The sequence below is a fragment of the Bradyrhizobium sp. USDA 4353 genome (assembly GCF_054063215.1).
Window position 1 is genome coordinate 2333222 of record NZ_JBSSGB010000001.1, and the last position, 23562, is coordinate 2356783.

The 23562-nt window shown below is 63.4% G+C and carries 19 protein-coding genes and 1 tRNA gene; 11 read left to right on the forward strand and 9 right to left on the reverse strand.

Going from position 1 to position 23562, the window contains the following annotated elements; all coding sequences use genetic code 11:
* Positions 1–3 precede the first annotated feature (3 nt).
* A complete protein-coding gene (locus tag ACVILH_RS10440; protein ID WP_456712818.1) occupies positions 4–708 on the reverse strand; it encodes an SDR family oxidoreductase in 705 nt (234 codons plus the stop codon).
* A 274-nt stretch (positions 709–982) separates the two neighbouring features.
* Here ACVILH_RS10440 and ACVILH_RS10445 point away from each other — a divergent pair, with 274 nt between their 5' ends.
* Positions 983–2587 (forward strand): hybrid sensor histidine kinase/response regulator, encoded by a 1605-nt coding sequence (locus tag ACVILH_RS10445; RefSeq protein WP_456712819.1) that lies wholly within the window; start codon positions 983–985, stop codon positions 2585–2587.
* Positions 2588–2649: 62 nt separating this feature from the next.
* On the forward strand, positions 2650–3660 hold the full coding sequence (locus ACVILH_RS10450; RefSeq protein ID WP_456712820.1) for a magnesium and cobalt transport protein CorA: 1011 nt from the start codon (positions 2650–2652) through the stop codon (positions 3658–3660).
* A 293-nt stretch (positions 3661–3953) separates the two neighbouring features.
* Here ACVILH_RS10450 and ACVILH_RS10455 read toward each other — a convergent pair whose 3' ends face one another.
* Together ACVILH_RS10455 and ACVILH_RS10460 are read right to left on the reverse strand one after the other, a co-directional pair.
* A complete protein-coding gene (locus ACVILH_RS10455; RefSeq protein ID WP_456712821.1) occupies positions 3954–5573 on the reverse strand; it encodes an ABC transporter substrate-binding protein in 1620 nt (539 codons plus the stop codon).
* A gap of 78 nt (positions 5574–5651) precedes the next feature.
* Positions 5652–6923 (reverse strand): hypothetical protein, encoded by a 1272-nt coding sequence (locus ACVILH_RS10460; RefSeq protein ID WP_456712822.1) that lies wholly within the window; start codon positions 6921–6923, stop codon positions 5652–5654.
* A gap of 118 nt (positions 6924–7041) precedes the next feature.
* Between ACVILH_RS10460 and ACVILH_RS10465 the strand changes: the two genes are divergently transcribed.
* Positions 7042–7770, forward strand: a complete 729-nt coding sequence (locus tag ACVILH_RS10465) for an SDR family oxidoreductase (protein ID WP_456712823.1) — start codon at positions 7042–7044, stop codon at positions 7768–7770.
* A 14-nt stretch (positions 7771–7784) separates the two neighbouring features.
* The gene (locus ACVILH_RS10470; protein WP_456712824.1) at positions 7785–8132 is read left to right on the forward strand and encodes a hypothetical protein; all 348 of its coding nucleotides are present in this window, start codon (positions 7785–7787) and stop codon (positions 8130–8132) included.
* 356 nt (positions 8133–8488) lie between these two features.
* On the opposite strand, the gene ACVILH_RS10475 is transcribed toward ACVILH_RS10470, so the two are convergent.
* The 3 genes from ACVILH_RS10475 to ACVILH_RS10485 all read right to left on the reverse strand — a co-directional run bounded on the left by ACVILH_RS10475 (position 8489) and on the right by ACVILH_RS10485 (position 10177).
* Positions 8489–9049 carry a carboxymuconolactone decarboxylase family protein gene (locus ACVILH_RS10475; protein ID WP_456712825.1) on the reverse strand — a complete coding sequence of 187 codons (561 nt, stop codon included), beginning with the start codon at positions 9047–9049 and terminating at the stop codon, positions 8489–8491.
* A 177-nt stretch (positions 9050–9226) separates the two neighbouring features.
* On the reverse strand, positions 9227–9544 hold the full coding sequence (locus tag ACVILH_RS10480; protein ID WP_456712826.1) for a hypothetical protein: 318 nt from the start codon (positions 9542–9544) through the stop codon (positions 9227–9229).
* A gap of 42 nt (positions 9545–9586) precedes the next feature.
* The gene (locus ACVILH_RS10485) at positions 9587–10177 is read right to left on the reverse strand and encodes a hypothetical protein (RefSeq protein WP_456712827.1); all 591 of its coding nucleotides are present in this window, start codon (positions 10175–10177) and stop codon (positions 9587–9589) included.
* 1203 nt (positions 10178–11380) lie between these two features.
* Here ACVILH_RS10485 and poxB point away from each other — a divergent pair.
* The 5 genes from poxB (at position 11381) to ACVILH_RS10510 (ending at position 17401) form a co-directional block, all read left to right on the forward strand.
* Complete coding sequence (poxB, locus tag ACVILH_RS10490) at positions 11381–13111, forward strand: ubiquinone-dependent pyruvate dehydrogenase (RefSeq protein WP_456712828.1); 1731 nt, start codon at positions 11381–11383, stop codon at positions 13109–13111.
* Positions 13112–13408: 297 nt separating this feature from the next.
* Positions 13409–15526, forward strand: a complete 2118-nt coding sequence (locus ACVILH_RS10495) for an ATP-dependent nuclease (RefSeq protein ID WP_456712829.1) — start codon at positions 13409–13411, stop codon at positions 15524–15526.
* Entirely contained in the window at positions 15519–15800 is a 282-nt protein-coding gene (locus ACVILH_RS10500) for a hypothetical protein (RefSeq protein WP_456712830.1), read from the forward strand. The genes ACVILH_RS10495 and ACVILH_RS10500 overlap by 8 nt, the downstream gene beginning before the upstream one ends.
* A gap of 423 nt (positions 15801–16223) precedes the next feature.
* The gene (locus ACVILH_RS10505; protein WP_456712831.1) at positions 16224–16874 is read left to right on the forward strand and encodes a hypothetical protein; all 651 of its coding nucleotides are present in this window, start codon (positions 16224–16226) and stop codon (positions 16872–16874) included.
* Between the two features lie 35 nt (positions 16875–16909).
* Positions 16910–17401 carry a hypothetical protein gene (locus ACVILH_RS10510; protein ID WP_456712832.1) on the forward strand — a complete coding sequence of 164 codons (492 nt, stop codon included), beginning with the start codon at positions 16910–16912 and terminating at the stop codon, positions 17399–17401.
* Here ACVILH_RS10510 and ACVILH_RS10515 read toward each other — a convergent pair.
* The 3 genes from ACVILH_RS10515 to ACVILH_RS10525 all read right to left on the reverse strand — a co-directional run bounded on the left by ACVILH_RS10515 (position 17398) and on the right by ACVILH_RS10525 (position 21292).
* A complete protein-coding gene (locus ACVILH_RS10515) occupies positions 17398–18090 on the reverse strand; it encodes a recombinase family protein (protein WP_456712833.1) in 693 nt (230 codons plus the stop codon). The genes ACVILH_RS10510 and ACVILH_RS10515 overlap by 4 nt on opposite strands.
* Before the next feature lie 1403 nt (positions 18091–19493).
* Complete coding sequence (locus tag ACVILH_RS10520; RefSeq protein ID WP_456712834.1) at positions 19494–21137, reverse strand: phage integrase; 1644 nt, start codon at positions 21135–21137, stop codon at positions 19494–19496.
* A gap of 80 nt (positions 21138–21217) precedes the next feature.
* Positions 21218–21292: transfer RNA gene (locus ACVILH_RS10525), tRNA-Thr, on the reverse strand.
* A gap of 338 nt (positions 21293–21630) precedes the next feature.
* Between ACVILH_RS10525 and ACVILH_RS10530 the strand changes: the two genes are divergently transcribed.
* Together ACVILH_RS10530 and ACVILH_RS10535 are read left to right on the forward strand one after the other, a co-directional pair.
* Positions 21631–21810, forward strand: a complete 180-nt coding sequence (locus ACVILH_RS10530; protein ID WP_456712835.1) for a hypothetical protein — start codon at positions 21631–21633, stop codon at positions 21808–21810.
* 22 nt (positions 21811–21832) lie between these two features.
* Complete coding sequence (locus tag ACVILH_RS10535) at positions 21833–23548, forward strand: FAD-dependent oxidoreductase (RefSeq protein WP_456712836.1); 1716 nt, start codon at positions 21833–21835, stop codon at positions 23546–23548.
* Positions 23549–23562 lie beyond the last annotated feature (14 nt).

Here is a 23562-nt window from a genome sequence, read left to right on the forward strand (position 1 = left end):
GCCTCACACGCTCCGCGTCAATCCGCCGTCCACGCGGATGTTCTGCCCGGTGATGTAGGCCGCTCCCTCGGAGGCGAGGAAGGCAATCGTCGCGGCGATCTCCTCGGCCTTGCCGTAGCGTCCCATCGGCACCGTGCTGCGGCGCTCCTCGGTCGCGGGCAGGCTGTCGATCCAGCCCGGCAGCACGTTGTTCATTCGGATGTTGTCGGCCGCATAGGTGTCGGTGAAGATCTTGGTGAACGAGGCAAGCCCGGCGCGAAACACCGCCGAGGTCGGGAACATCGCCGACGGCTCGAAGGTCCAGGCGGTGGAGATGTTGATGATCGCGCCATTCTTCTGTGCCTGCATGATCGGCGTCACCAGCCGTGCCGGACGGATGACGTTGAGCAGATAGGTGTCCATGCCGGTGTGCCACTGCTCGTCGGTCAGGTCCAGGATCGCCGCGCGCGGGCCGTGGCCGGCGCTGTTGACGAGCACGTCGATGCGGCCCCAGCGGTCCATCGCGCCATCCACCAGCCGCTTGAGATCGTCGTTGGACTTGTTAGAGCCGGTGACACCGAGGCCGCCGAGCTCCGCGGCCAGCGCCTCGCCCTTGCCTGACGACGAGAGGATCGCGACGTGAAATCCGTCCATAGCCAAACGGCGCGCGGCGGCTGCGCCCATGCCGCTGCCGCCCGCCGTCACGAGTGCCACCTTTTGTTCTGCCATGACGGTAACTCCTGCCCATCTCCGTTGATCGGAGCGATGATGTAGCGCGCCGGCCCGGAACCGTCGAGCGTATCGCAAGACGAGCTGTGCTCCGAGGCGCCTGAATGGTTCCCGCGGCGGGTTGTCGCTTTCGCGTGAGCGCATCGCCGCCGATTCAGCATCGGCAAGTCAGGCGGGAACCCGTTCCGCCTCAGCGGCATATCGATGGGTGCATCGCGGCGGCCTTCGCGTCGTCATGCGCGCAAGCGACAACGCAGTCGGAGCCGGGAAGAGAATGTCAGAAGAGAAGCCGCAGCGCGTCCGCGCAGTCGTCGACAGCGGCGACGCATCGGATCTGTCGTCGGAGCGCCACGACATCTTCTTCGCGGCCGTCGAGACGACGCGCATGCCGATGATCGTCACCGATCCGCGCCAGCCCGACAATCCCATCCTGTTCGCCAACCGCGCCTTCATCGAGATGACCGGCTACAGCCTGGCCGAGATCGTCGGGACCAATTGCCGCTTCCTGCAAGGACCCGACACCGACCGCGACACCGTCGCCGCGGTTCGCACGGCGATCGACAATCGGCAGGACGTCGCCGTCGAGATCCTCAATTATCGCAAGAATGGCGCCGCGTTCTGGAATGCGCTGTTCATCAGCCCGGTCTACAATCGCAATGGCGATCTGGTTTATTTCTTCGCCTCGCAGCTCGACGTCTCGCGCCGGCGTGATGCCGAGAGCGCGCTGGTGCAGTCGCAGAAGATGGAGGCGATCGGCCAGCTCACCGGCGGCATCGCGCACGACTTCAACAACATCCTGCAGGTCATCATCGGCTACACCGAGACCTTGCAGGGCGCCGTCAGCGAGCTCGCGCCGCGGCACCGCCGTGCCGTCGACAACATCCGCTCCGCCGCCAATCGCGCCGCGACCCTGACCCAGCAATTGCTGTCGTTCGCGCGCAAGCAGCGGCTCGACAGCCGGCCGATCAACCTCAACAACATGATCGAGACCATGGCGCAGATGGCGCGGCATACGCTCGGCGAGAACGTGCGCATCGTCGTCAAGCCGCAGCCGGACCTCTGGAACAGCCGGGTCGACCAGACCCAGGCGGAGGTCGCGCTGCTCAACCTGTTCGTCAATGCGCGCGACGCCATGCCGGAGGGCGGCACGCTGACGATCCGCACCGAGAACAAGGAGATCGCGGACGACGACATCCTGCAGTTCGGCGTGCCCAAAGGCGGTCGCTATGTCGCGCTGAAAGTCTCCGATGACGGCGTCGGCATTCCGCATCACATCCTCGCCCGCGTCGCCGAGCCGTTCTTCACCACCAAGGAGGAGGGCAAGGGCACCGGGCTCGGGCTCGCGATGGTCTATGGCTTCACGCGGCAGTCCGGCGGCAGCACCTACATCTACAGCGAGGTCGGGCTCGGCACGACGGTGCAGCTGCTGTTTCCGGCGACCGAGCAGGAGATCGCCACGCCGTCGGTGCGCCCGCAAATGGCGATGGACCGCACCGGCAGCGAGCGCATCTTGATCGTCGAGGATCGCGCCGAGGTCGCCGAGCTGGCGCGCTCGATCCTGGAGGATTTCGGCTACCGCACCGAGGTCGCCGCCAACGCGCATGCCGCGCTGGAGCTGTTGGATTCGGAGACACGATTCGATCTCCTGTTCACCGATCTGGTGATGCCTGGCGGCATGAACGGCACAGTGCTGGCGCGCGAGGCGCGCAAGCGCCAGCCGAAGCTGAAGGTGCTCCTGACGACCGGCTATTCCGATGCCGCCGTCGAGCGCGCCGACGCCAACATCGGCGAGTTCGAGATCATCAATAAGCCCTACCGCCGCACCGACCTGGTCCGCCGTGTGCGGCAGCTGCTCGACGGCCCGACGGGCGTGACCTGATGCGCCGCTTGACCCAGCGAGTCCTCGCGTCGAATGTCGGTCTTGCGAGCGGAGAGCCAGGGATGCGCCACGTCATGATTCAGCCAGCCGATGTGCCTCGCGAGGCAGGCGTGGTCGCCGCCGGCGTCTACGCCAATGGCCATCGCGTCGCCGACATCGCGATCGAGGAGGCCGGCGAGTGGAGCCGGCGGCCGGGCCATGTCGTGTGGATCGGGCTGCACGAGCCGGATGCGGCGCTGCTACAGCGGATCGCCGATCAGTTCAACCTGCATGAGCTGGCCATCGAGGACGCGTCCAAGGCGCATCAGCAGCCGAAGGTCGAGCGTTACGGCGATGCGCTGTTCGTCGTCGCCCGCACCGCGCAGCTCGTGAAGGATCACATCGTCTTCGGCGAGACGCACATCTTCGTCGGCCCGGGCTTCGTCGTCTCCGTCCGACACGGCGCCTCGACCTCCTATGGCGCGGTGCGCGAGCGCTGCGAAAGCTGCCCGGGCTCGCTCGCCAAGGGCGAGGACTACATCCTCTATGCGATCCTCGACTTCATCGTCGACAACTACCGCCCGGTGACCGAGAGCATCATGGCCGAGGTCGAGACCCTGGAAGAGGTCGTGCTGCAGCGTCCGCTGGCGCGCCACGAGGTCGACCGGCTCTATCGCCTGCGTCGGGACCTGCTGCGGTTGCGCCGCGCCGTCGGTCCCGTCGTCGACGTCTGCAAGCGGCTCGAGCATGTCGACAATGTCGCGATCGACGCCGAGATGGCGCCGCTGTTCCGCGACGTGCTCGACCACGCCAAGCGCGCCGAGGAGGACGCGGATTCGCTACGCGAGATCCTCGCTTTCGTGTTCGAGGCCAGCATGATGGCCGGCCAGGCGCAGCAGACCGACATCGCCCGCCGCCTGGCAGCCTGGGCCGCCATCCTCGCGGTGCCGACCGCGGTGGCGGGAATCTACGGCATGAACTTCGAGCACATGCCGGAGCTGAAATGGCAATACGGCTACTACGCGGTGCTCGGCTTCATCGCAGTCTTGTGCAGCGTGCTGTACTGGCAGTTCCGCCGGCGCGGGTGGCTGTGAGGGCGGCGATCGGCTGCGTTATGTCCATCAAGCATTGAAGGAAAAGTGCAGCCGCGATGTCGGTGCACCCTCTCCCCTTGCGGGAGAGGGTGGCTTCGATGCGAAGCATCGAAGGCGGGTGAGGGGTCTCCATCCGCACGGGAAGTCGCGGAGAGAGACCCCTCACCCGGCATGACCGAGCTTCGCTCGATCATGCCACCCTCTCCCGCAAGGGGAGAGGGTACACCGGTGCCGTGGCGAGAAGGGTGATCATGTTGCCAGCGAGGACGGACCAGCCTGTCCCGACTAACACGCTATCCTTTCGCGAACTGCCGATAGTCCGGCTCCCGGTGAAACCAGAACTCGTAGCCGCTCACGGCCTTCTGCATCGCGACGTCGTGGATCGGCTGGTTCAGCGGCACCACCGGCACCTCGCGCATGCACAGCGTGATGAACGCCTTCACCGTCGCCTCGTATTCCGCCGCGTCCGTCGTGAACCGCGCCTTGTCGATCAGCGCATCCATCTCCTTGCTCTGGTAGGACGAGATGTTGAAGATCGAATTGCGGCCGTGGAAATTCCAATAGAAGTAGTATTCGGGATAATCGAGCCAGCCCGAGAAGCGGTTAAGCGCCATCGGCAGCTCCTTCTTGTTCAAGGTCGTGCGCCAATTGGCGCCGGGGATCTTCTCGATCGCCGCCTTGATGCCGATCTTGGCGAGGTTCTCCTGGATCAGGATCGCGGTGGGCTCGCCGACCGTCGCCGTGCCCGCGTCGAGCGACAACGTCGTCCCCAGGCCCTCCAGGCCGGCCTCCTTCATCAGCGCTTTGGCCTTGTCGAGATCGGTGACGTAGGGGAACGGCTGCGGCCATACCGGCTTGGTCACGTCGCCAGCCCCGCCATACATCGGCACCGCGCGGCCGAAGAACGCGCTTCCCTGGATCTGCTCATAGGGCATCGCCCAGGCGATCGCCTGGCGCAGCTTGACGTTGTCGAACGGCGGCTTCGCCGTGTTGAGCGCGACGTACCACAGCGCATTCGGGATCGGCACGCCCGTGACCTTGACCTTGCCCTCCTTGATCAATTGGTCGAAGTCGCGCGGCGCGAAGCCGCTGGAGAGATCGGCATCGCCGCGCTCGAGCATCGCCCGCCGCGTGCCGGCCGAGGGGATATCGCGCGCGATCACGCGCTTGATCTTCGGCAGCGGACCACACTTCCAATTGTCGAACCGGCTGAGAATGGTCTCCGTGCCCGGCTTCCAGCTCTCGACCTTGTAGGCGCCGCCCCCGGCCTCGTTGTTCTTCAGCCAGGCCAGCGCCCACGGATCCTCGGCGGTCGCGTTCTTCCGGGCGAGCTCCGAATTGATCACGAAGGGCACGACCACCGCGACGTTGAACAGCAGCATCTTGTCCTTGCGGATGTAGTCGATACGGAAGGTGTGGTCGTCGACCACGACGAACTGCTCCGGCTTCTCCAGCGAGCCCGCCGACATCTGGAAGGTCGGGAAGCCGCCGACCGAGACGGCGCGGTCGAACGACCATTTGACGTCCTTCGCCGTGACCGGCGTGCCGTCATGGAAGGTCGCGTCCTTGCGCAGCTTGAAGGTGCAGGACATGCCGTCGGCGGCGACCTCCCAGCTTTCGGCGAGCTCCGGCGCCAGCGTCGCACGATCATAGGAGATGGTCCCATCCGGCAGCGTCTTCGCCGCGTAGCTGAGCAGCCGGTCGTAGCAGTTCCAGGCGAGGCCGTTGACCGTCTGGTTCGAGCCGACGCCCTGCATGTCCAGCGAGTTCGGGCCGAGCTCCTGCACCACCAGCAGCGTCTCGGCGCGGCCTTGCGCCAGCGCGATGCGCGGGCCAAAGGCGCTGAGCCCTGCGGCGCCAAGGCCGCCGAGCACGACATGGCGGCGTGTCAAATCGAAATGCGAGCTGCTCATGGAGACCCCCCTGCGGCGTGATACATTGCCGTTGAGGAAGGCAAGGCGCGTGCCATCATCGCGAGGTCAATGGCGCGCTCACGCCGCGGCGGATCGTCCCTGATGCGCGCGCCACCAGCCGGCGATCGCGTCGGTCAGCTCGTCCCAGATAGCCGTCGGCAGATCGGGCACCGCGACGCGCACGCTGTAGCGGTCGGTGGTGGCGTCGTGAAACCATTCGGTCGCGGCGAAGTCGAAGCCGAAGCTGCCGGCGTGGCGGATCGGCAGGCCGGCGCGCCGGATGTCATCGCTCATCGCGGCCGCGGCCTGCCGCGCGGTGGTCTCATCCAGCGGCGCGCGGCTCGCCAGCGTGACATAGAGACCGTGCGCGTAGTCCAGCTCGGCCGTGAGGCCGCGCAAGGTCGTGGCAAATCGACGCCGCGCGCGGCGGCTGTTGCGCAGGATCGCGGCCATGCGCCGCGCCGTCAGCGCGCGATAGTCTTTCGTGCCGACATAAGGCGGAAAATGCGCCGGCAGCGCCGCGCCGCCGAGCAGCCGGACGGCGTTGCGCGTCTGCTCCGGTAACGCGGCGAGCGCCTCCGGCACTCGTGGCCAACCGACGAAGGCGACCGAGCCGAGACGGCCATATTCGGCGCCAAGCGAATCCAGCTTGGTATGACTGCGCAGCATCACGACCGGCACGCGCGAGCGTCGCGCCCAGGCGAGCACGCGGCGGATGCGGCCCGAGCCATTGGCGAAGCACGTCGTGTCGAAGATCAGGAGATCGAGCGCCGGGCGTCGGCAGCGCAGCACGGCTTCGAACCGCGCCGCCGTCGTGCTGGAATCGAGCAGCAGCAGCCGCGCCTTGGATGATCGCTGCGCCAGCGCGTCGGCGAGGTCGCGCGTCAGCGTCAGGGGATGCAGATGCCGCGCATGCGCCTCGACCAGCTCCTGGGTCTCGCCATAGGAGCCGGGCAGCATCAGCAGATCAGCCTCGCCGAGCACCGGCCGCGTCGCCAGCAGCAGCGCCGCAATCGCCGCCATGCCTGAGATCGTATAGAGCGTGTCCGCGATATCATTGCCGGCCGCATAGAATGACGGCCCGCGCACCTCGAGATCGGCGCGCTGATAGTCGTAGGCGAATGCGAACGGACCGGCGCGGTGATCGTCCGCGTCAGCCCAGGCCGTCTCGGTCGCGGTCCAGTCGCCGAGCGCGTGCTCCGCCTTCAGTGCGGCCGCGAGCTGAAACTTTTGCCTGACGACCTCGCCGACCGAGCTTGGTCTCGGCAGCGCATGCGGCCGCCGCAGGCAATCGTTCAGAAGCGTCAGCTCCTGATGCTTGCGGGCGAGATAGGCGTCGATCGTCTCCATCGGGCTCTTTCTTGGGGGCGGGCCGTAACCAAACGCGCGGATGCTGTGATGGGTTCAAATCGAGCAGCGGCAGGCGCATCCGAACTGCGCTAGGGTGCGTGCCAACAGGGAGGATGCGATGACCAGGGAACTCGAAGGCAAGGTGGCGGCCGTCACCGGCGCGGCGTCAGGCATTGGGCTCGCCAGCAGCGAGGCGATGCTGGCCGCCGGCGCGCGCGTCGTTATGATCGATCGCGACGCCGCGGCACTGGCGCGCCTGCGCGAGCGCCATGGTGAGGCGGCGATCCCGGTGGTCATCGACCTGCTCGATACCGCCGATTGCGCCACCCTGTTGCCGCGCGTGCTGGACGCGGCCGGCCGGCTCGACATCTTCCACGCCAATGCCGGCAGCTATCTCGGCGGCGACCTCGTCGACGCCAAGACCGATGCGATCGACCGCATGCTCAATCTCAACGTCAACGTCGTGATCAAGAACGTTCGCGACGTGCTGCCGCACATGATCGCGCGCGGCTCCGGCGACATCATCGTCACCAGCTCGCTCGCCGCGCACTATCCGACGCCGTGGGAGCCGGTCTATGCCTCCTCGAAATGGGCGATCGACTGCTTCGTGCAGACCACGCGCCGCCAGGTCTTCAAGCACGGCATCCGCATCGGCGCGATCTCGCCCGGTCCCGTCGTCACCGCGCTGATCGCCGACTGGCCGGCCGAGAAGCTGAAGGAGGCGCGCGCATCCGGCAGCCTGCTGGAGCCGGCCGAGGTCGCCAATGTCGTGATGTTCATGCTGACGCGCCCGCGCGGCATGACCATCCGCGACGTCGTGATGCTGCCGACGAATTTCGATTTGTAGCGGACGCCAGCGTCATGAGTCGGAATCAGCTCGAGGTCATCGCCGCGCGCCAGGGCATCCTCGACGTCGCGAGGGACGTGTTGTCGGGGGTGGTTACGCCGATCGAGGGAGCGCGGGCGATTGCAAGGCTCCGCTTCGCCGCCCGGCTCGATACAGACGTCGACGTTCTGCCCCTGGTCGGAATCGACTCCGAGACGGACGCGCTCCCGCTTGGTCGCGAGCGCAACCACTGGCAGGCTCAGGCGCTGGCTGATCTGCAGGACGCGATCGATGAGGCGCAACGCTGGGCGCGCGATTTCGGAGACAGCCATTACCGCAACCTTCTGGGTCGCGCGGAGAGTCTGCTCCGCTGGCCGGATTGACGATGAGCTGAGACGCTTAATGCATTCGCTTTTGTTAGCTGCGGAGCTGGCGGTGCACCTCGCCCCGCCTGCGGGGAGAGGTCGGATTGCATCGCAAGATGCAATCCGGGTGAGGGGGGCTCTCCGCGGGCGCGGTATCCGTGGAAGCCCCCCTCATCCCGACCTTCTCCCCGCAAGCGGGGAGAAGGAGCTCACTGCCGTTGCAGCAACTGACGTCGCTCACCTATTCGACACCATCAGAGCCCTGCGGCGTAGCCCGCATGAGTGAACGCAACATGCCGGGTTCATGTCAGTCTCGGTGATGGCCCACACTCTGCCGAACGCGCGCTTCGAGCTGCCAAGCGAGTCCCGCAGCGTCACTCCGGCACGGGCACGTCGAAGGTGTTGAGCGTCACCGAGACCATGCAATAGATGCCGATCAGATAGGACAGCTCGGCCGCGCCATGCTCGCCGAACTGCGCCACCGCGGCCTTGTAGGTCAGCTCCGGCAGCACGCCGCCATTCACCAGCGCCGAGGCGAAATCATAGGCGACGGCTTCCTCCCTTGTGAGGTCCGTCGGCCGCTGCCCCGCGACGATGGTGGCCAGCTTGTCGTCGGACAGGCCGCGCTGCTCGGCCACGTGCACATGCGCATAGATTTCGTAGGCCGAGCGGAAATGCGCTCCGGTCACGAGGATCGCAACCTCGCGCACCGCCGCCGGCAGCGACGGCTTGTTGGCGATCGCCTTCACCAGGTCCCAGACTGGCTTGCCGAATTTCGGCTCACGCAGCCACGGATTCCACGGACCCAGCAGCGCGCCGTCGTCGCGGATGTTGATGAAGCCCTTGAAGCTCGCCTGGATGCCCTGCTTCATGTCGGCATAGAGCGGCTTCTGCTCGTCGGTCAACGCGTCCGGGCTGAGAATGGGAAGGCGCATGGTGGGCTCCTGTTGCGAGGGCTCGAGAATAAGGCCGCATTGCAACAGGGCAAGGACCGAACCGGTCACAATCAGGTTCGATTGGGCCGCGCGATGAACTTTTTTGCAGGGGAACGTCTGCGGCCTGGATGGTGTCGCGCGATCGCTGCGCTGACCGCCTCCAAGCCTACTCGAAGCCTACTCGGTCTCAGGCGGCAGCGGCGCAGTCCGAAACGCCTCACGCAGCGCCAGAATCCGGTTGTTCAGGCCCATGGTCTCGGCCGCGCGTTCCAGGTCGCGCCAGAAGCCGCCGTGGGGCGAGGTGAGATGGCCGAGCTCCATCAGCGTGTCGAGCGCGAGCTCGAGCTCGTTGTGCTCGAGATATTCGGCGAAATCCCCGTACAGCTTTGCGCAGGCCTGCACATGCCGCAGCGGAGGCGCCGGCAGCGCCGCCTGGGCTCGTCCGAGCAAGGCCCTGACCATCGTCCATCGTGCCGCCAGCTCCGGGCTCACCATCTCATCGCTCCCGCGGGTCAGCTCTACAATCGAACATGAGCGTTAAAGATTGTTGCTCCGATCATGTGAGGCGCTGCGCTGATGCATCCCTTCCGCCGCCTGCCTGATGGCCCCCAGCATGCGCCGGCGGATCAGGCCGCTCGCCGGCCGGATCACGAGCCAATATGGCAGAAACATCAGGAAGGAGGCGCGGTCGGGACAATGCACGCGCGTCTCGGTGACGAGCCGCGTCATCGCGCCCTCGGGCTCGACCATGAAGCCGAGCACGAGCTTCGGCGTGCGTGGCGCGCTGAAGGCTATGAATTCGTCCGGCCCTGTGATCTGCACCAATCCAAAATCGCTGCGCCAGAACTGCCCGATCAGCCCGCCAACCATCGCCCGGTCCCCGTCGCGGCCGAGCGGCGCAAAGCTCTTCAGGCTGAACGGCCGTGGCGACGCATGCCGCGACGGCGCCACCGCATGCATCAGCCGCGCCGGCATCTGCCGCAGGGCCATTGCAATCTCGGCGAAGCGGTCGTGTGGCGGCTCCCAGCCCTGGATCAGGTCGAGCAGCTCGCCAGGCGGACAGCGCACCAGGGCCTGGTGGCGTTCTGAGAACTGATAGTTCGGCAGGACGTCGTCGAGCAGGGACATGGTTGCGACTCGGATACTATACCCGTAGGGTATTTCAGTTTGCAGAGTAGCTTGCATGGTGGTGTCAGAAAGCGTCAATGGCGCAAGTCGTTCTGACTCTTTTGATTGGCTGGTTAGTGCTGCAGCTGCTCTACAGCCGGATCAAGGTTACACACGGGCAAGGAGCGTCATTCTCGCCGACCATTGCGACGATCATCACAGCGTCTATACTTGCGATTTTCGCTTTGATAGGGACGAGAATGGATTTGTCCGAGGAGACGTCGGACTGGAATTGCGCAGAGCACTGGATGATGTTTACTTTTTGGCCCTGCAATCCTTGGGTTTTCAACACTGCTTGCCTTTTATGTTCGCCGCGCATCGCAAGAGATGCGTCGAACAAGCGTGTTTGCCGCTTATGTCGTAATTGTCGTCGTTCAGTATTTTTGGATCGCACTTCCATTTTTTGGAGGTGCGGAGTGATTCTAATGCTGTCGCATTCAATGTAAGGTCGCTCCTTGTTCTACCGCGCATACCGGCCATGCCCAAACTGCCCGTCGTGCCACTCTGCCGCACTAATTCCCCTTGTGTCGTCGGGCAAATCACCTGCACATTTTCGGCCGTCCCGTGCTCATCAACGAGGGGCGCTTCGCGAGTCGTCACGAGCGTTGGGCGTGGGATGCGGTGGCCGGATCGGAGTTGCAGCTACGCATTCGCGAGCGGACGAACAGTTTCGATGCGGACGGAGAAGTCGCGTGGTCCTGGCCTCCCGGTGCTGAGGTCAAGCTCGTGATGTGCCTCGCGCGCATGGCGGGTGATGGGGGCAAGACAGCCGGTCCCCAGGGAGATCGCGTATAATTCGTAAGCCCATCGCGCAGGGAGGGCCGGGATGTCCCAGCCGAACCTGTGGTGACTGCCGCCTGCATTCTTTTTCTGCAGGCGGGCCATGGGGGCGGCAGGCTCCCGGCCTTCCCTGCGCCCTCGATTGTGAGAGGGCGGTCTTGCAAGCAAAGCTCGGACGCAGGATGCGTCGCGAGGATGCGTTGTCATGGCCCGCGATCGGGCGCTGTCATTTCGCGGTCATCGTCTCCGTTGCATGCCGCCGTCTGGAACTCTTGCGTCACGCGGGTTTTTGATTGGGTTGGCCCGGCTCATGCAAGGTACGACACTGGATCGACGGAGGCCGCGCTGTGCGGCCCTTCTCAGGACCAAAGGATTGATCAGCTCATGGCCACCCTAGCAGACCAGATCGTCGAGACGCTCGAAATTGCCGGCGTGAAACGTATCTATGGGGTCGTCGGCGACAGCCTCAACGGGCTGACGGAGTCGCTGCGCGTCCGCAAGACGATCGACTGGGTGCATGTTCGCCATGAGGAGACCGCGGCCTTCGCAGCATCAGGTGAATCGCAGATCACGGGAGAGCTCGCCGTCTGCGCCGGCTCCTGCGGCCCGGGCAATCTGCATCTCATCAACGGTCTTTATGATGCGCAGCGCAGCCGCACGCCGGTGCTGGCGATCGCCGCCCATATCCCGACCAGCGAGATCGGCAGCGGCTATTTCCAGGAGACGCATCCGCAGAACCTGTTCCGCGAATGCAGCGTGTATTGCGAGCTGATCTCCGATCCCTCGCAGATGCCGTTCGTGCTGGAGAACGCGATCCGCGCTGCGCTCGGCGAGCGCGGCGTCGCCGTCATCGTCATTCCCGGTGACGTCGCGCTGAAGGCGGCGCCGAAGCGCGCATTGCCGCCGACGATCGGTCTCGTGCCGCCGAAGCCGGTGGTGCGCCCGGCCGAGCCGGAGCTCGATGCGCTTGCGTCGCTGCTCAACGCCGGGGAGCGCGTGACCTTGTTCTGTGGCCGCGGCTGTGCCGGTGCCCATGCCGAGCTGATGCAGCTTGCGGAGACCTTGCAGAGTCCGATCGTGCACGCGCTCGGCGGCAAGGAGCATGTCGAGTACGACAATCCCTATGATGTCGGCCTCACCGGCTTCATCGGCTTCTCCTCCGGCTATCACGCGATGCACAGCTGCGACACGCTGCTGATGCTCGGCACCGACTTCCCCTATAAGCAGTTCATTCCCTCCGACATCAGAATCGCCCAGGTCGACATCCGGCCGAGCCAGCTCGGCCGCCGCGCGCGGCTCGATGTCGGCGTGGTCGGCGATGTCGGCGAGACCATTCGCGCGCTGCTGCCGAAGCTCACGGCGAAGTCGCATCGCCAGCATCTCGACGACAATCTCAAGCGCTATGCCTCCGCGCGCAAAGGCCTCGACGATCTCGCCGTCGGCACGCCCGGCCGCCGCCCGATCCATCCGCAATATCTGACGCGGCTGATCAGCGAGACCGCAACTGACGATGCCGTCTTCACCTTCGACGTCGGCATGCCGACCATCTGGGCCGCGCGCTACATCGCCATGAACGGCCGCCGCCGCCTGGTCGGCTCGCTGGTGCACGGCTCGATGGCCAATGCGATGTCGCAGGCCATCGGCATCCAGGCGGCGCAGGCCGGACGGCAGGTGATCTCGCTGTCGGGCGACGGCGGCTTTGCGATGCTGATGGGCGATCTCATCACCTTGAAGCAGATGAAGCTGCCGGTGAAGGTCGTGATCTACAACAACGGCACGCTCGGCTTCGTCGCGCTGGAGATGAAGGCCTCGGGCTTCGTCGAGCACGGCACCAGCCTGGAGAATCCGGATTTCGCCGCGATGGCGCAGGCGATGGGCATCCACGGCCGCCGCGTCGAGGATCCCGGCGAGCTGCCCGGCGCCGTCAGCGACTGGCTGGCGCATGACGGCCCGTCGGTGCTCGACGTCGTCACCGCCACCCAGGAGCTGTCGATGCCGCCGACCATCGGCCTCGAGCAGGTCAAGGGCTTCAGCGTCTGGCTGATCCGCGCCGTCATGAGCGGCCGCGGCGACGAGGTGATCGACCTGGCGAAGGAGAATCTGTTGCCGCGGTGAGGCGTGGTGTGGTGAGCATGGTGCTCGTAGCGGTGAGGGCGCCGCGCCCAATCGAACGGCTATGACGATCGCCAATCGCGGCACGTTCAGGCGATGCGCTTGCATCGCCTTGAAAAACATGAGGCCGAGTGGTGCGGAGCTGTGTCGGGGGGAGAACGAGATGGTGCTGCCGGACAGGATTGAACTGTTGCTAACGGCGGCTTTCGTACTGAAATCGTTGATAAATTTCGTCTCGCCCAAGCTCTGTGTGTATCAGCTGCGTAAGCAGTTGTCACGGGGTGACCAGTCGTAGAGGTGATGCTGCATTCTCTGCTCCTTCTAAAAGTTGTTTATGCTAAATTGACAACTTATAGTGGGGTGGGGGTGCCGATGATTCTTAAGCGGATCGCTGTTCGCAATTTCAGATCCATCAAGAACGCCGTCGTTGAGGCCGGTGGCCAGATTGCGATTGTCGGGGGCAATGGCGCCGGGAAGTCCACCCTCCTGAGGGCTGTTGATCGCTTTTATAGTCAGTCGACAGCGGTTGAAGCTGACGATTTCTTCGCCCGGCAGCTCACGGCGCCGATCGAAATTGAGTTGACGTTTGTTTCCTTCTCCGACGCTGAGCGCGACATGTTCGCGTCACGCATTCATGACGGCGAGATGACCGTCGTTCGCGTGTTCGAAGCAGGCGGCGGGAGAAATAACGGACGTTATTTCGGCGTGATGTCGCAGCACGGCGCCTTTGGCGCAGTCCGGCAGGCTTCAGGAGCCGCACCCGCGCGGGCTGCCTACAACGAACTTCGTGCGCAGGGGAGCATTTATTCGGAGTTACCGGCTGTCACGAGAGCAGACCAAATTGAACCCGCTTTAGCAGAATGGGAGCAGCGCCATCCTGACTTATGCGAGATGGGCAGAGACGACGGCCAGTTCTTCGGATTCACTAACGTGGCCAGAGGAAGTTTGCAGAAGGCAACTAGCTTTGTTTTCATCCCAGCGGTTCGTGATGTGTCGGCGGACGCTGTCGATGCAAGAGGGGCGGTGATCTCTCGCCTGCTCGAACTGGTGGTCCGCAGCACAATTCAAAGAAGGGCAGATGTTCGAGAGTTTCAGCTGCGGGTTTCGGAGGAATACAGAGAGCTAACCAATCCCGAAAGACTCACGGAGCTGGGAGGGTTATCCGGCGGTCTAACTGAGACACTTCAGCTTTTCTACAAGGAGGCTGCGGTATCGCTGCGTTGGAAGCCAACTGACGATTTCGTCATCCCCCCTCCGACCGCCGACGTTCTGCTTGATGACGATGGCTTCGAAGGTCCGGTTGACCGCAAAGGGCATGGTCTCCAAAGAGCCTTCGTCCTGACCCTGCTGCAGCACCTTGCCAAAGCCACGTCTGCTGACATCGAAAGAGCAGACGCGCCTCCCGATCAATCTGTGAATAGTGCGGGCGATGATCAGTCGGTGGCTGAAATTACTGAATTTCGCATTGTGGAAGCCGACTTGCCTTATGTGCTGCCAGGCCTGATCTTGGCAATCGAAGAACCCGAGCTCTACCAGCATCCAACAAAGCAGCGGCATTTCGCAAAGGTTTTGAGCGAACTTGCTAGAGGAACCCTGCCAGGGGTCGCGACGCAAACGCAAATTCTGTTTGCCACGCACTCTTCGCTTTTTGTCTCAATGGATCGATTTGATGAAATTCGTCTGGCTCGGAGAAAGAAAAGGGAAGGGCGTGACCAAAAGGAGTGCTGCCTATCTTCATCAACTTTGAAGGAGGTGGCCGAACGTCTTGAGGTCGCGCGGAACAAGCCTGCGGGCACATACTCTGCCGACGGACTCAAGGCTCGGCTCCACATCATGGGTTCTGAGATTGCCGAAGGCTTCTTCGCCGACCTGGTTGTCTTGGTTGAGGGGGCTGGTGACAAGGCAGCACTATTCGCCGCAGCGGCACTAGAAGATGTAGACTTCGAGGCGCTCGGAATTGCTCTGATTGCCGTTGATGGAAAGGCAAATCTGGATAGACCAGCAGCGATTTTTACGAGCCTTGGGATACCAACCTATTTGCTGTGGGATTCAGACCGAAAGCGAGAAACGATCGAGGGGGTCGACCACAATCGAGCATTGCAGCGCCTCGTCGGTATTCTTGAAGAGAATGTTGTAGACGCTGCCTCTAGGGTCGAAGCAAACTACGCTTGCTTTGAGACCAATTTGGAAACGGTTCTCAGAAGCGAGATTGGCGAGGCGGACTATGCGCGTTTCCTGCATGGTGTGAAAGAAAGATATGGCATTGAGCGAGCTGATCACGCGGTGAAGGCGCCATTCGCGATGCGAGAGCTTCTTCAAGATGCCGCAACAGAGGGCAAGAAGAGCGACACGCTATTTCGGATTGTTCAGGCGATCGTCAAGCTTCGTTCTGACACGGAGGGAGGTTTGCATGGATAAGCTTATCTGTCAGGCTATCGCCGCTCGAAAGGTGATTTCTTTCACTTACGAGGGTAGGTTGCGAACTGTAGAGCCTCATACGCTGGGATACTCCCTCAAAGGGATTATGACGCTGAGCGCTTGGCAACTGAGCGGGGGCAGCGCCATTGATTGGCGCGACTACCATTGCAGCAAAATGGCAAATCTGAGCGTTACCGATCAGCAGTTTTCTGGTCCGCGCCCTGGTTACAACCCTCACCCTGCAACGTTCTCTTCTGTGCTCTGTCGCATCTGAATTGGCCTAAGAAGGCGCAATGCTCATCTTAATCACTGAATTTATAAAACACTGATCGTGCCGAATGGATGTGATTATTGGTTCGTCGACGCAATCGGGACGGATCGGATGACATTGGTTTGAATCGGCCTAGCTGGGACGCCTTGGAGCTTGCTCCGCACTCGGCCGTGCTAAAGTTCTGCTAACCTGTACTGCGCACCATTCTGCGGAGCCGCGCGGTGGGAGTCGCGTTCGGTAAGATCCTTTGCGAAGCCGTTGGGGCTGGTTATGCGGACATTCTGTGGCTATTGAATTATCGGGGCGAGGTACTCTGCCTGTAGAGAAAGCTGCCTGGGCATCCCGCCCGAACTTACGTGCCCCACGAAAATCGTGGGGATGGCACGAACGATGCGGTCCGGCGAAACGACGAAAAGGGACTTTGTGATGTCGGATCACGACCTTGTCGTCGGTTGGAAATTGATGGCGACAATGCAAAGGCGTACGCCTCTTGCGTGGTTATTGCGGCACGGCGAGTTTCACGAAGGCGGCGATCCGCCGACGGAAGTCGTGCCAACGCGGCATGCGTCTTGGCTACCGATCGCTCGATCGTGGCGTTCGCTTGGGATCGAGTTCGAGGAATTGCCCGAGCCTACGATAGCCTCGGAAGTTGGTCAGATACCCGCTGACGGCGGAGACTTTTTGCCGTTTTTAATAGAGTACCGGATGATAGTGGAAGAAGGCGGCGGTTCGCTGCTGGACCTGGCAAGCCGCCATCCTCAGTACCGTAATCTGCTATTTCCGCCTTCCACACGTAAGGGAGGCAAGTTGCAGAAGGCGGGGCTTGCGCTCTCAATCTCGATTCTGAACTACGAGCCTATACCGGGGAGGCCGGATGAATATCACTTTAATTTCGAATTTCACTGCACCGAATGTGGCGGGTACCTCATCAGAATGCCAGATAGCGAGGACCAACATGTCTGCTGTACCGCGTGTGGCGTAGCGTTTGGGACATTGGCGAGCGTAAAGGAGAGGTGTCGATCAATTGGGATCGATGAGATGAGGCTTCGCAAATTGGGTGTATTCCGCGAAGGCTGACGCCGCCGCGGCCATTTGATCAAGAGGAGCATTGCATGAAGCGATGGGCGGTCTGGGCATTTGCCTTTGTTGTTGCAGCCGCATCGCCGACGAGGGCCGAATGGGGCGTCCGGACCTACAGGGACAAGATGACTGACAAGACCGGAAAATATGCGGTGCTCCAAGCAAAAGCGTCTGATCGCGGTATCGCCGCTGCCCTTGAAATTGACTGCATGGCCGGCCATCGCCCGTTCCATCTCAAACTATCGTCGCCGCTGACACGCGGAAAAGTCAGTCTCAATATGCGCGTTGATGAACGAAAGGTGCGGCCGATCATTTTGAATGTGCTGTCTGATCCTCACCAAATTGCCTTTATCACCGCGCCGCCGTTTGATCTGTGGGGCCGGAAGCGGTTTCGAGTGCAGGTTTTCCCGGCGGGCGGCCCGGTCCTCTTCTATGATTTCGATCTGACCGGAATTGAAAAGGCCATCTCGGGGCTTGATTGCAACGGGGCGCCGGGCGAGACCTTTGAAGATACGGCGGATTAGATGTTCGACCGCCTGCTAGGCAGCCTGCCAATGATGCGGGCGACTTGTGTCGCAGTCCACGGACCGTCTCCACGCGCGGTAGGCACGCCGCGATCGTTGAGGGCGCGAGCAAGACCGCTCAAAGAAATCGTTCCGGCTCTCTGCAACTCGCCAATAATGTGGGAAAGGTCTGCAGCCCGCTGATTGGCGCGAGAGACTTGCGTATCGCGGCCAGCTTCCCGCGCGGCGCCGGAGAGCCTAGCACCCCGGTCGCCCCCAAGCTGTACCCCTCGTTTTTTGGCCGCAGCCAACGCCGCCTTCGTCCGCTGAGAGATCATGCGTCGCTCTTCGTCCGCCACCATGGCCATGATGCCTACGGTCAGCCGGTTGGCGTGGGGCATGTCCGCCGCCACGAAGTCGACCCCAGCCTTCTCCAAGCCAAGCAGGAAGTGCGCATCGCGCGACAGGCGGTCCAGCTTGGCGATGACCAGCTTGGCCCCGTAGACTCTGCAGGCCTGTAGGGCTTTGGCAAGCTCGGGGCGGTCATTCCGCTTGCCGCTCTCAACCTCAGTGAACTCCGCTACGAGGGACCACTGCCCACCGTTTAGATAGCGGCTGACGGCCTCGCGCTGTGCCTCCAGGCCGAGGCCGGACTTCCCCTGCCTCGCAGTGGAGACCCTGCAGTACGAAACGAACGCACCTTCAGCCATCCGGCCAGCCCTTTACATCATAACCAACCGACGTTGACACGGATGTAAAGCAAACCGCGGCCTTGTGCAATGCGTGGGCCGCTTTGATTTCTTGGAAGTCGGCAAAAGCGTAATCGGCCGAGTTGGAGGGCACGGCGTCCTTGGTAGCGGTGGAGCGGTAACGAGGCTGCAGCCGTGTCAGGCTCATCATCGCATGCAGGAGCCCCGGTGCCGCCTCGTCGTCGGATTGATTGCAATGACCTTGCTGAAGACGTCGAACGGCTCAGTATTGGAACATCACTCGTCAATCTGATCGGCGGCGACGATGGTCGACGCATCATCGAAGGTCTCTCCGAGCGCAGCGGGCAAAACGACAGATGCGTTGTCGCCGGATGGAGCTGCATTCTCACGAACTCCTGCAGACCCCGGCCGCGCCATGCCCGTGCGCCGCCTGATCAGGGCGTCAGCATCTTGGGCACGGCAGCAGCCGGGAGACGGTCCGCCTGGGCCACCGATGGCCGAAGCGCATTTGACAAGTTGCCCCCTGCACGTGGTCAAAATCGATAGCGTGCCGCCGGGCACGGGGGATGTCGGGCTCATTTTGTAGTCGATGTGCCGGTTCAGAGATTTTCGTCAGAATACCGGGCATCGTGGAGCGCCGTTGCGATCGTCGCCGGCCGGAGGAGGCGCGGCTATAGCGACGAGGGCGGATCGGGCCCAAGGGCTTCGATTGACTGTCCGGCGAGGTGGGGCGTTTCGGAGTGGCTGGACACAGGAGGAGGCCTTGCACCAATGATGGCACCGATGCGAAGCCCTCTCCAAAGGACGGTTGCATCGCCATCTGCTTAGGTTGGCTTCTATTGGGGCTGATTATCGAGGCCCACCTCGCTGTCCTCTAGACCCCCCATAAAGAGTCTCCCTATTAGAGGGGGGCTCTAAGTGGGGATGGTGATCGAGGTCCACCTCAGTACCACCATCCTCACCCTACCGTCCCACTTCAGTGTACTATAGGGGTGTAACCCCGGATGCGTATGCAGTAGTGCAACCTATTGGTCAGGGTTGCGCGTAGCGCCTGCGCACGCACTCGATGTGTGGCGCCTCGGGTGTGGGTGCGGAAGCGTTGGCCGAGGCCCGTCAGGGCGCCTAGGAGAGGCGTACAGACGGTCGGTATGGCTCCTCGTAATGGGCGAGGGCCGCTGGCTAACCTCCTCAGTGGGCTTCTAGTCCGCGCCTGTACGACATCGGCGGACGCCAGCCCCCCTTGGCGCCTGCCTGTGAACTTTCCGCGTCAGCAGGCCTCGAAACGTCTCAGGGCAAGACGAAACGAGATTAAGCGCGGTCGTCTTGATGACCTTGATCCGTCCTGTATCTCGCGAATCGGCGCATCGCCTCAGCTCGCGCCTTCAGCGTCACCTCCGGGTCGATCATTCCGTCCCAGGTTCGATGGTCAGGGCTCCGTCGCTCCTGGCGAGGGCGTAGCGCGGAAACTTTCTAATGGCGGCAGAGCGCGTCTTGAGAGTGACCTTGGTGTATGCCTCGCCCTGAGTCCGCGGGGAGTGGTTCGAGATGGCATCTAGCGTAAGGCTTTCGATGCCCGCCTCTAACCCGTAGGATTTGAAGGTATAGCGCCAAGCGTGGTTGGGTTGGACGTGCGGGTCCTTGACCACGTCGCGCACCATGCTCAGGATGCGCTTGTAAACGCCTCCCGCTGGGCCATCGATCGTGCCGTCCTTGCTGGCGTCGCAGAACAGGTGGCCCGACTTGGCATTGGCCACGAAGGCGATGAACCCGGTGTCGATCAAGTGCTGATGCACGGGCACGTCACAGAACTTGTTGTTCTTGATGCTGCCAGCCTCTGGCGTCAGCCTGATCACCCAGCCGACCGCGGGGTCCTTGCGAACGTCCTGCTTTCTCAGCTGGATCATCTCCGCAACCCGAGCCCCCGAATAGGCGCAAAGCCATGGCACCCAACGCTTGGCAGCGGTGGTCTTCGGGCTCTCTCGCTCCGAGCCGACGATGGCGGCGGCGGTTTGGAGAATCGTTGCCGCTTCCTCGGGCAGGAAATACTTCTCCCGAACCTCCGCGGTGTTCCGCTTGGTCTTGATGGACGTCCGCTCGGTGGGATTGGCTGAGAGCCAGCCGCGTTCAGCGCCCCAGCTAAAGACGTTGCTGAAAGACGTGATGTCGCTGTCGTTAATTGTCTTGATGCTGATCTTGTTCGCAAGCCGATGGTCGCGCCAGCGAATGATGTCCTGTTTGGTCACTCGCCCTGCATCATCATGTTCGAGGAACTCAATCAGCTTCTCAAACCGTTGCTTGATGCGTTTCGCGTCGCGGTCCTTAACGCCCCGATCAGGTGCCGCCTTGTGCCACGCCTCCACCAGCGCAGTAAGGGATCGTCCGCTGGCCGCTTTCGGCTGCTGATCTTCGTATCGCGGGAAGCGCTTTGCATATTCATCGGGGGTGAAGTCGCCATCGGCATTTTGCGACAGCTTCTTCGCGGCTGCGGGGAGGTCAACGGAGGCGCGTTGAATGAGCTTCCACCGGCTTTCGCTGTCGGTGTGAATGCCGCGTCGTGCGAGGAATGTATCGGTCAACTTGCCAAGAAGCTGCTCCAGAGAGGCGCGGCGACGGTCCTCCGGTGACCGGTGAATGCCGATTGCGGCAACGAGGCCCTCCTCGCCCTTTTGGGCCCGCTCGATCTTCTGCGCGGCTCGCAGCCAAAGGTCAGCACCGACCACGGGGTCGTCCTCCAGGCCGTCAGCAAATGCTCTGTACAGCTCACCCGAGAGGGCGCTGATCTGCTTGACCGACAGCGGCTTGGGGCCAACTCGGAGCGCCGCCATCGTGCGCTCGACCTCCGCCGCGACCTCGGGACATTTTGCTTTCGCTGCCGCGCGGTCTGCCGTTTTGAGGGAGATGCTGATCTGATCCTTGTACCAGTTTGGTGGGCGCTGCTCCTTGGGCAGCTTGGCAAGGATCGCTTGAACGTCGGACGGAATTCGCTTTCGGAAGTACCAATTATCGGAACCGGGACGCTTAGTGGGGCAGGCCATTCTCAAAACCATCGTGCAACACCTGTGTGTATCAGGCGCAGCGCGAAAATCTCAACATGCTCAGTAAGTTGTTGATGTCGCAGGGACAACAATGGTGCTGCCGGACAGGATTGAACTGTCGACCTCTCCCTTACCAAGGGAGTGCTCTACCACTGAGCTACGGCAGCAGGAACGCGACTGGGGCCGGCCCGAAAGCCGCGCCCGAACGCGGGCGGTTCTTGCCACAAGGTCCGGACATGCGCAAGCGCGGCTCGCCCGGTTTTCGGGGAAAGACGTCGGCGCGATCCGCCAAAATCGGCGAAAGGCCTCCGAATCCGGACCAAACGCGCCCGGCGGGCAACAATCGGCCGACCTCCGCGCCGCGGCCCCGTTCCGGCCACACCTCCCCACCTGGGCAGGCGACGCCGGGCGGGACGGAACCTACCTTCTGCGCCGCCATCCCCTCTTGGCTTTCGCGCCCGCAGCACCGATTGTGCCTCTGGTAAAAGATGACCGGGGAAGGGGGATGACCGACCAGAGCAAGCCGGCGGCGCCGAAAACCGCGCGCGAGGAGCGCCTGAAGCAGGCCCTGCGCGAGAATCTGAAGCGGCGCAAGGCGCAGAGCCGGGAGCGGAGCCAGGCCGCCGTCGCGAAGGACAGTGCCGAGGGGACGACGGGCGATAGCGCCGACGAATCGGAGCGTTGAGCAGAGTGAAGCGGGGAGCGTGATGACGGCGACTGAGGGGACGGCGACTGAAGCGGCACAGGGCGCGGAGCTGGCGAAAACCTTCGCCCGATTCGAGCAGACCTTCCCGGAGCTGACGCCGGCCGAGATCGCGCGCCTGCGCGGCTTCGGCGAGATCCGCACCTACCGTGACGGCGAGCGTCTGTTCGAGACCGGCAAGCCGGGCCCTGGCATGTTCGTCATCCTCAAGGGCCATGTCGCCATCACCCAGCGCGACGGCCTGGGCCATGTCACCCCGGTCATCGACCAGGGACCGGGGCAGTTTCTCGCCGAGATCGCCCAGCTCTCCGGCCGCGTCGCGCTGGTCGACGGCCACGCCGAAGGCGAGGTCGAGGTGATCCTGATTCCGCCGGACAAGCTGCGCGCATTGCTGATCGCCGAGGCCGAGCTCGGCGAGCGGATCATGCGGGCGCTGATCCTGCGCCGGGTCAATCTCATTCAGGGCGGCGCCGGGGGCCCGGTCATGATCGGCCCGTCGCAATCGGCGGCGATCGCGCGGCTGCAGAGCTTTCTCACGCGCAACGGCTTTCCGCATCATCTGCTCGATCCGGCTACGGATCATGACGCGGCCGATCTGATCGCGCGCTATTCGCCCACGCCTGCCGAGCTGCCGCTGGTGGTCGTCTCCGACGGCAGCGTGCTGCGCAATCCGAGCGAGACCGAACTCGCCCGCGCCATCGGCATGATCGGCGGTCCGCGCGGCGAGAAGATCTACGATGTCGCCGTGGTCGGTTGCGGCCCGGCGGGGCTTGCAACGGCCGTGTACGGCGCCTCGGAAGGTCTTTCGGTGGCCGTGCTGGATTCGCGCGCCTTCGGTGGCCAGGCCGGCGCCAGCGCGCGCATCGAGAACTATTTCGGCTTTCCGACGGGGATCACCGGGCTTGCGCTGACCGCGCGCGCCTTCAACCAGGCGCAGAAGTTCGGCGCCGAGATCATGATCCCGGTATCGGTGACGGCGCTCGACTGTGAGCGCAAGAACGGCGCCTTCGTGCTGGCGCTGGAAGGCGGCGACGAGGTGCGGGCGCGCTCGATCGTGGTCGCCAGCGGCGCGCGCTATCGGCGGCCTGATCTCGACCGGCTCAAGGAGTTCGAGGGCCGCGGCGTCTGGTACTGGGCCTCGCCGATCGAGGCGCGGCTGTGCGCGGGCCAGGAGGTCGCGCTGGTCGGCGGCGGCAATTCCGCAGGGCAAGCCGCGGTGTTTCTCTCGGGGCACGTCAAGAAGGTGCGGATGATCATCCGCGGCGGCGGGCTGGCCGCCTCGATGTCGCGCTATCTGATCGAGCGCATCGAGGCGACGCCGAACATCGAGCTCCTGTTCAACACCGAGGTGGTCGCGCTCGATGGCGGCGCCGACACCGGACTGGAGCGGATCACGTTGAGAAGCCGGCTGTCCGGCGAGGAGACACAAGCGGAGATCAGCCATCTGTTTCTGTTCGTCGGCGCCGATCCCGCCACCGGCTGGCTCGGCGATTGCGGCGTGACGCTCGACCGCGCCGGCTTCGTCGTGACCGGGGCGCAGTCGGAGCAGAATGCCGGGCGGATGGTGTCGCCGCTGGAGACCTCGGTACCCGGTGTCTTTGCGGTGGGTGATGTCCGCTCCGGCTCGGTCAAGCGGGTCGGCGGTGCCATCGGCGAGGGCGCCCAGGTTGTCGCGGCGCTGCACGGTTTCCTGGCTGACGCGCTGGTGCCGCCGGTCTGATTCGCGGCGGTGAT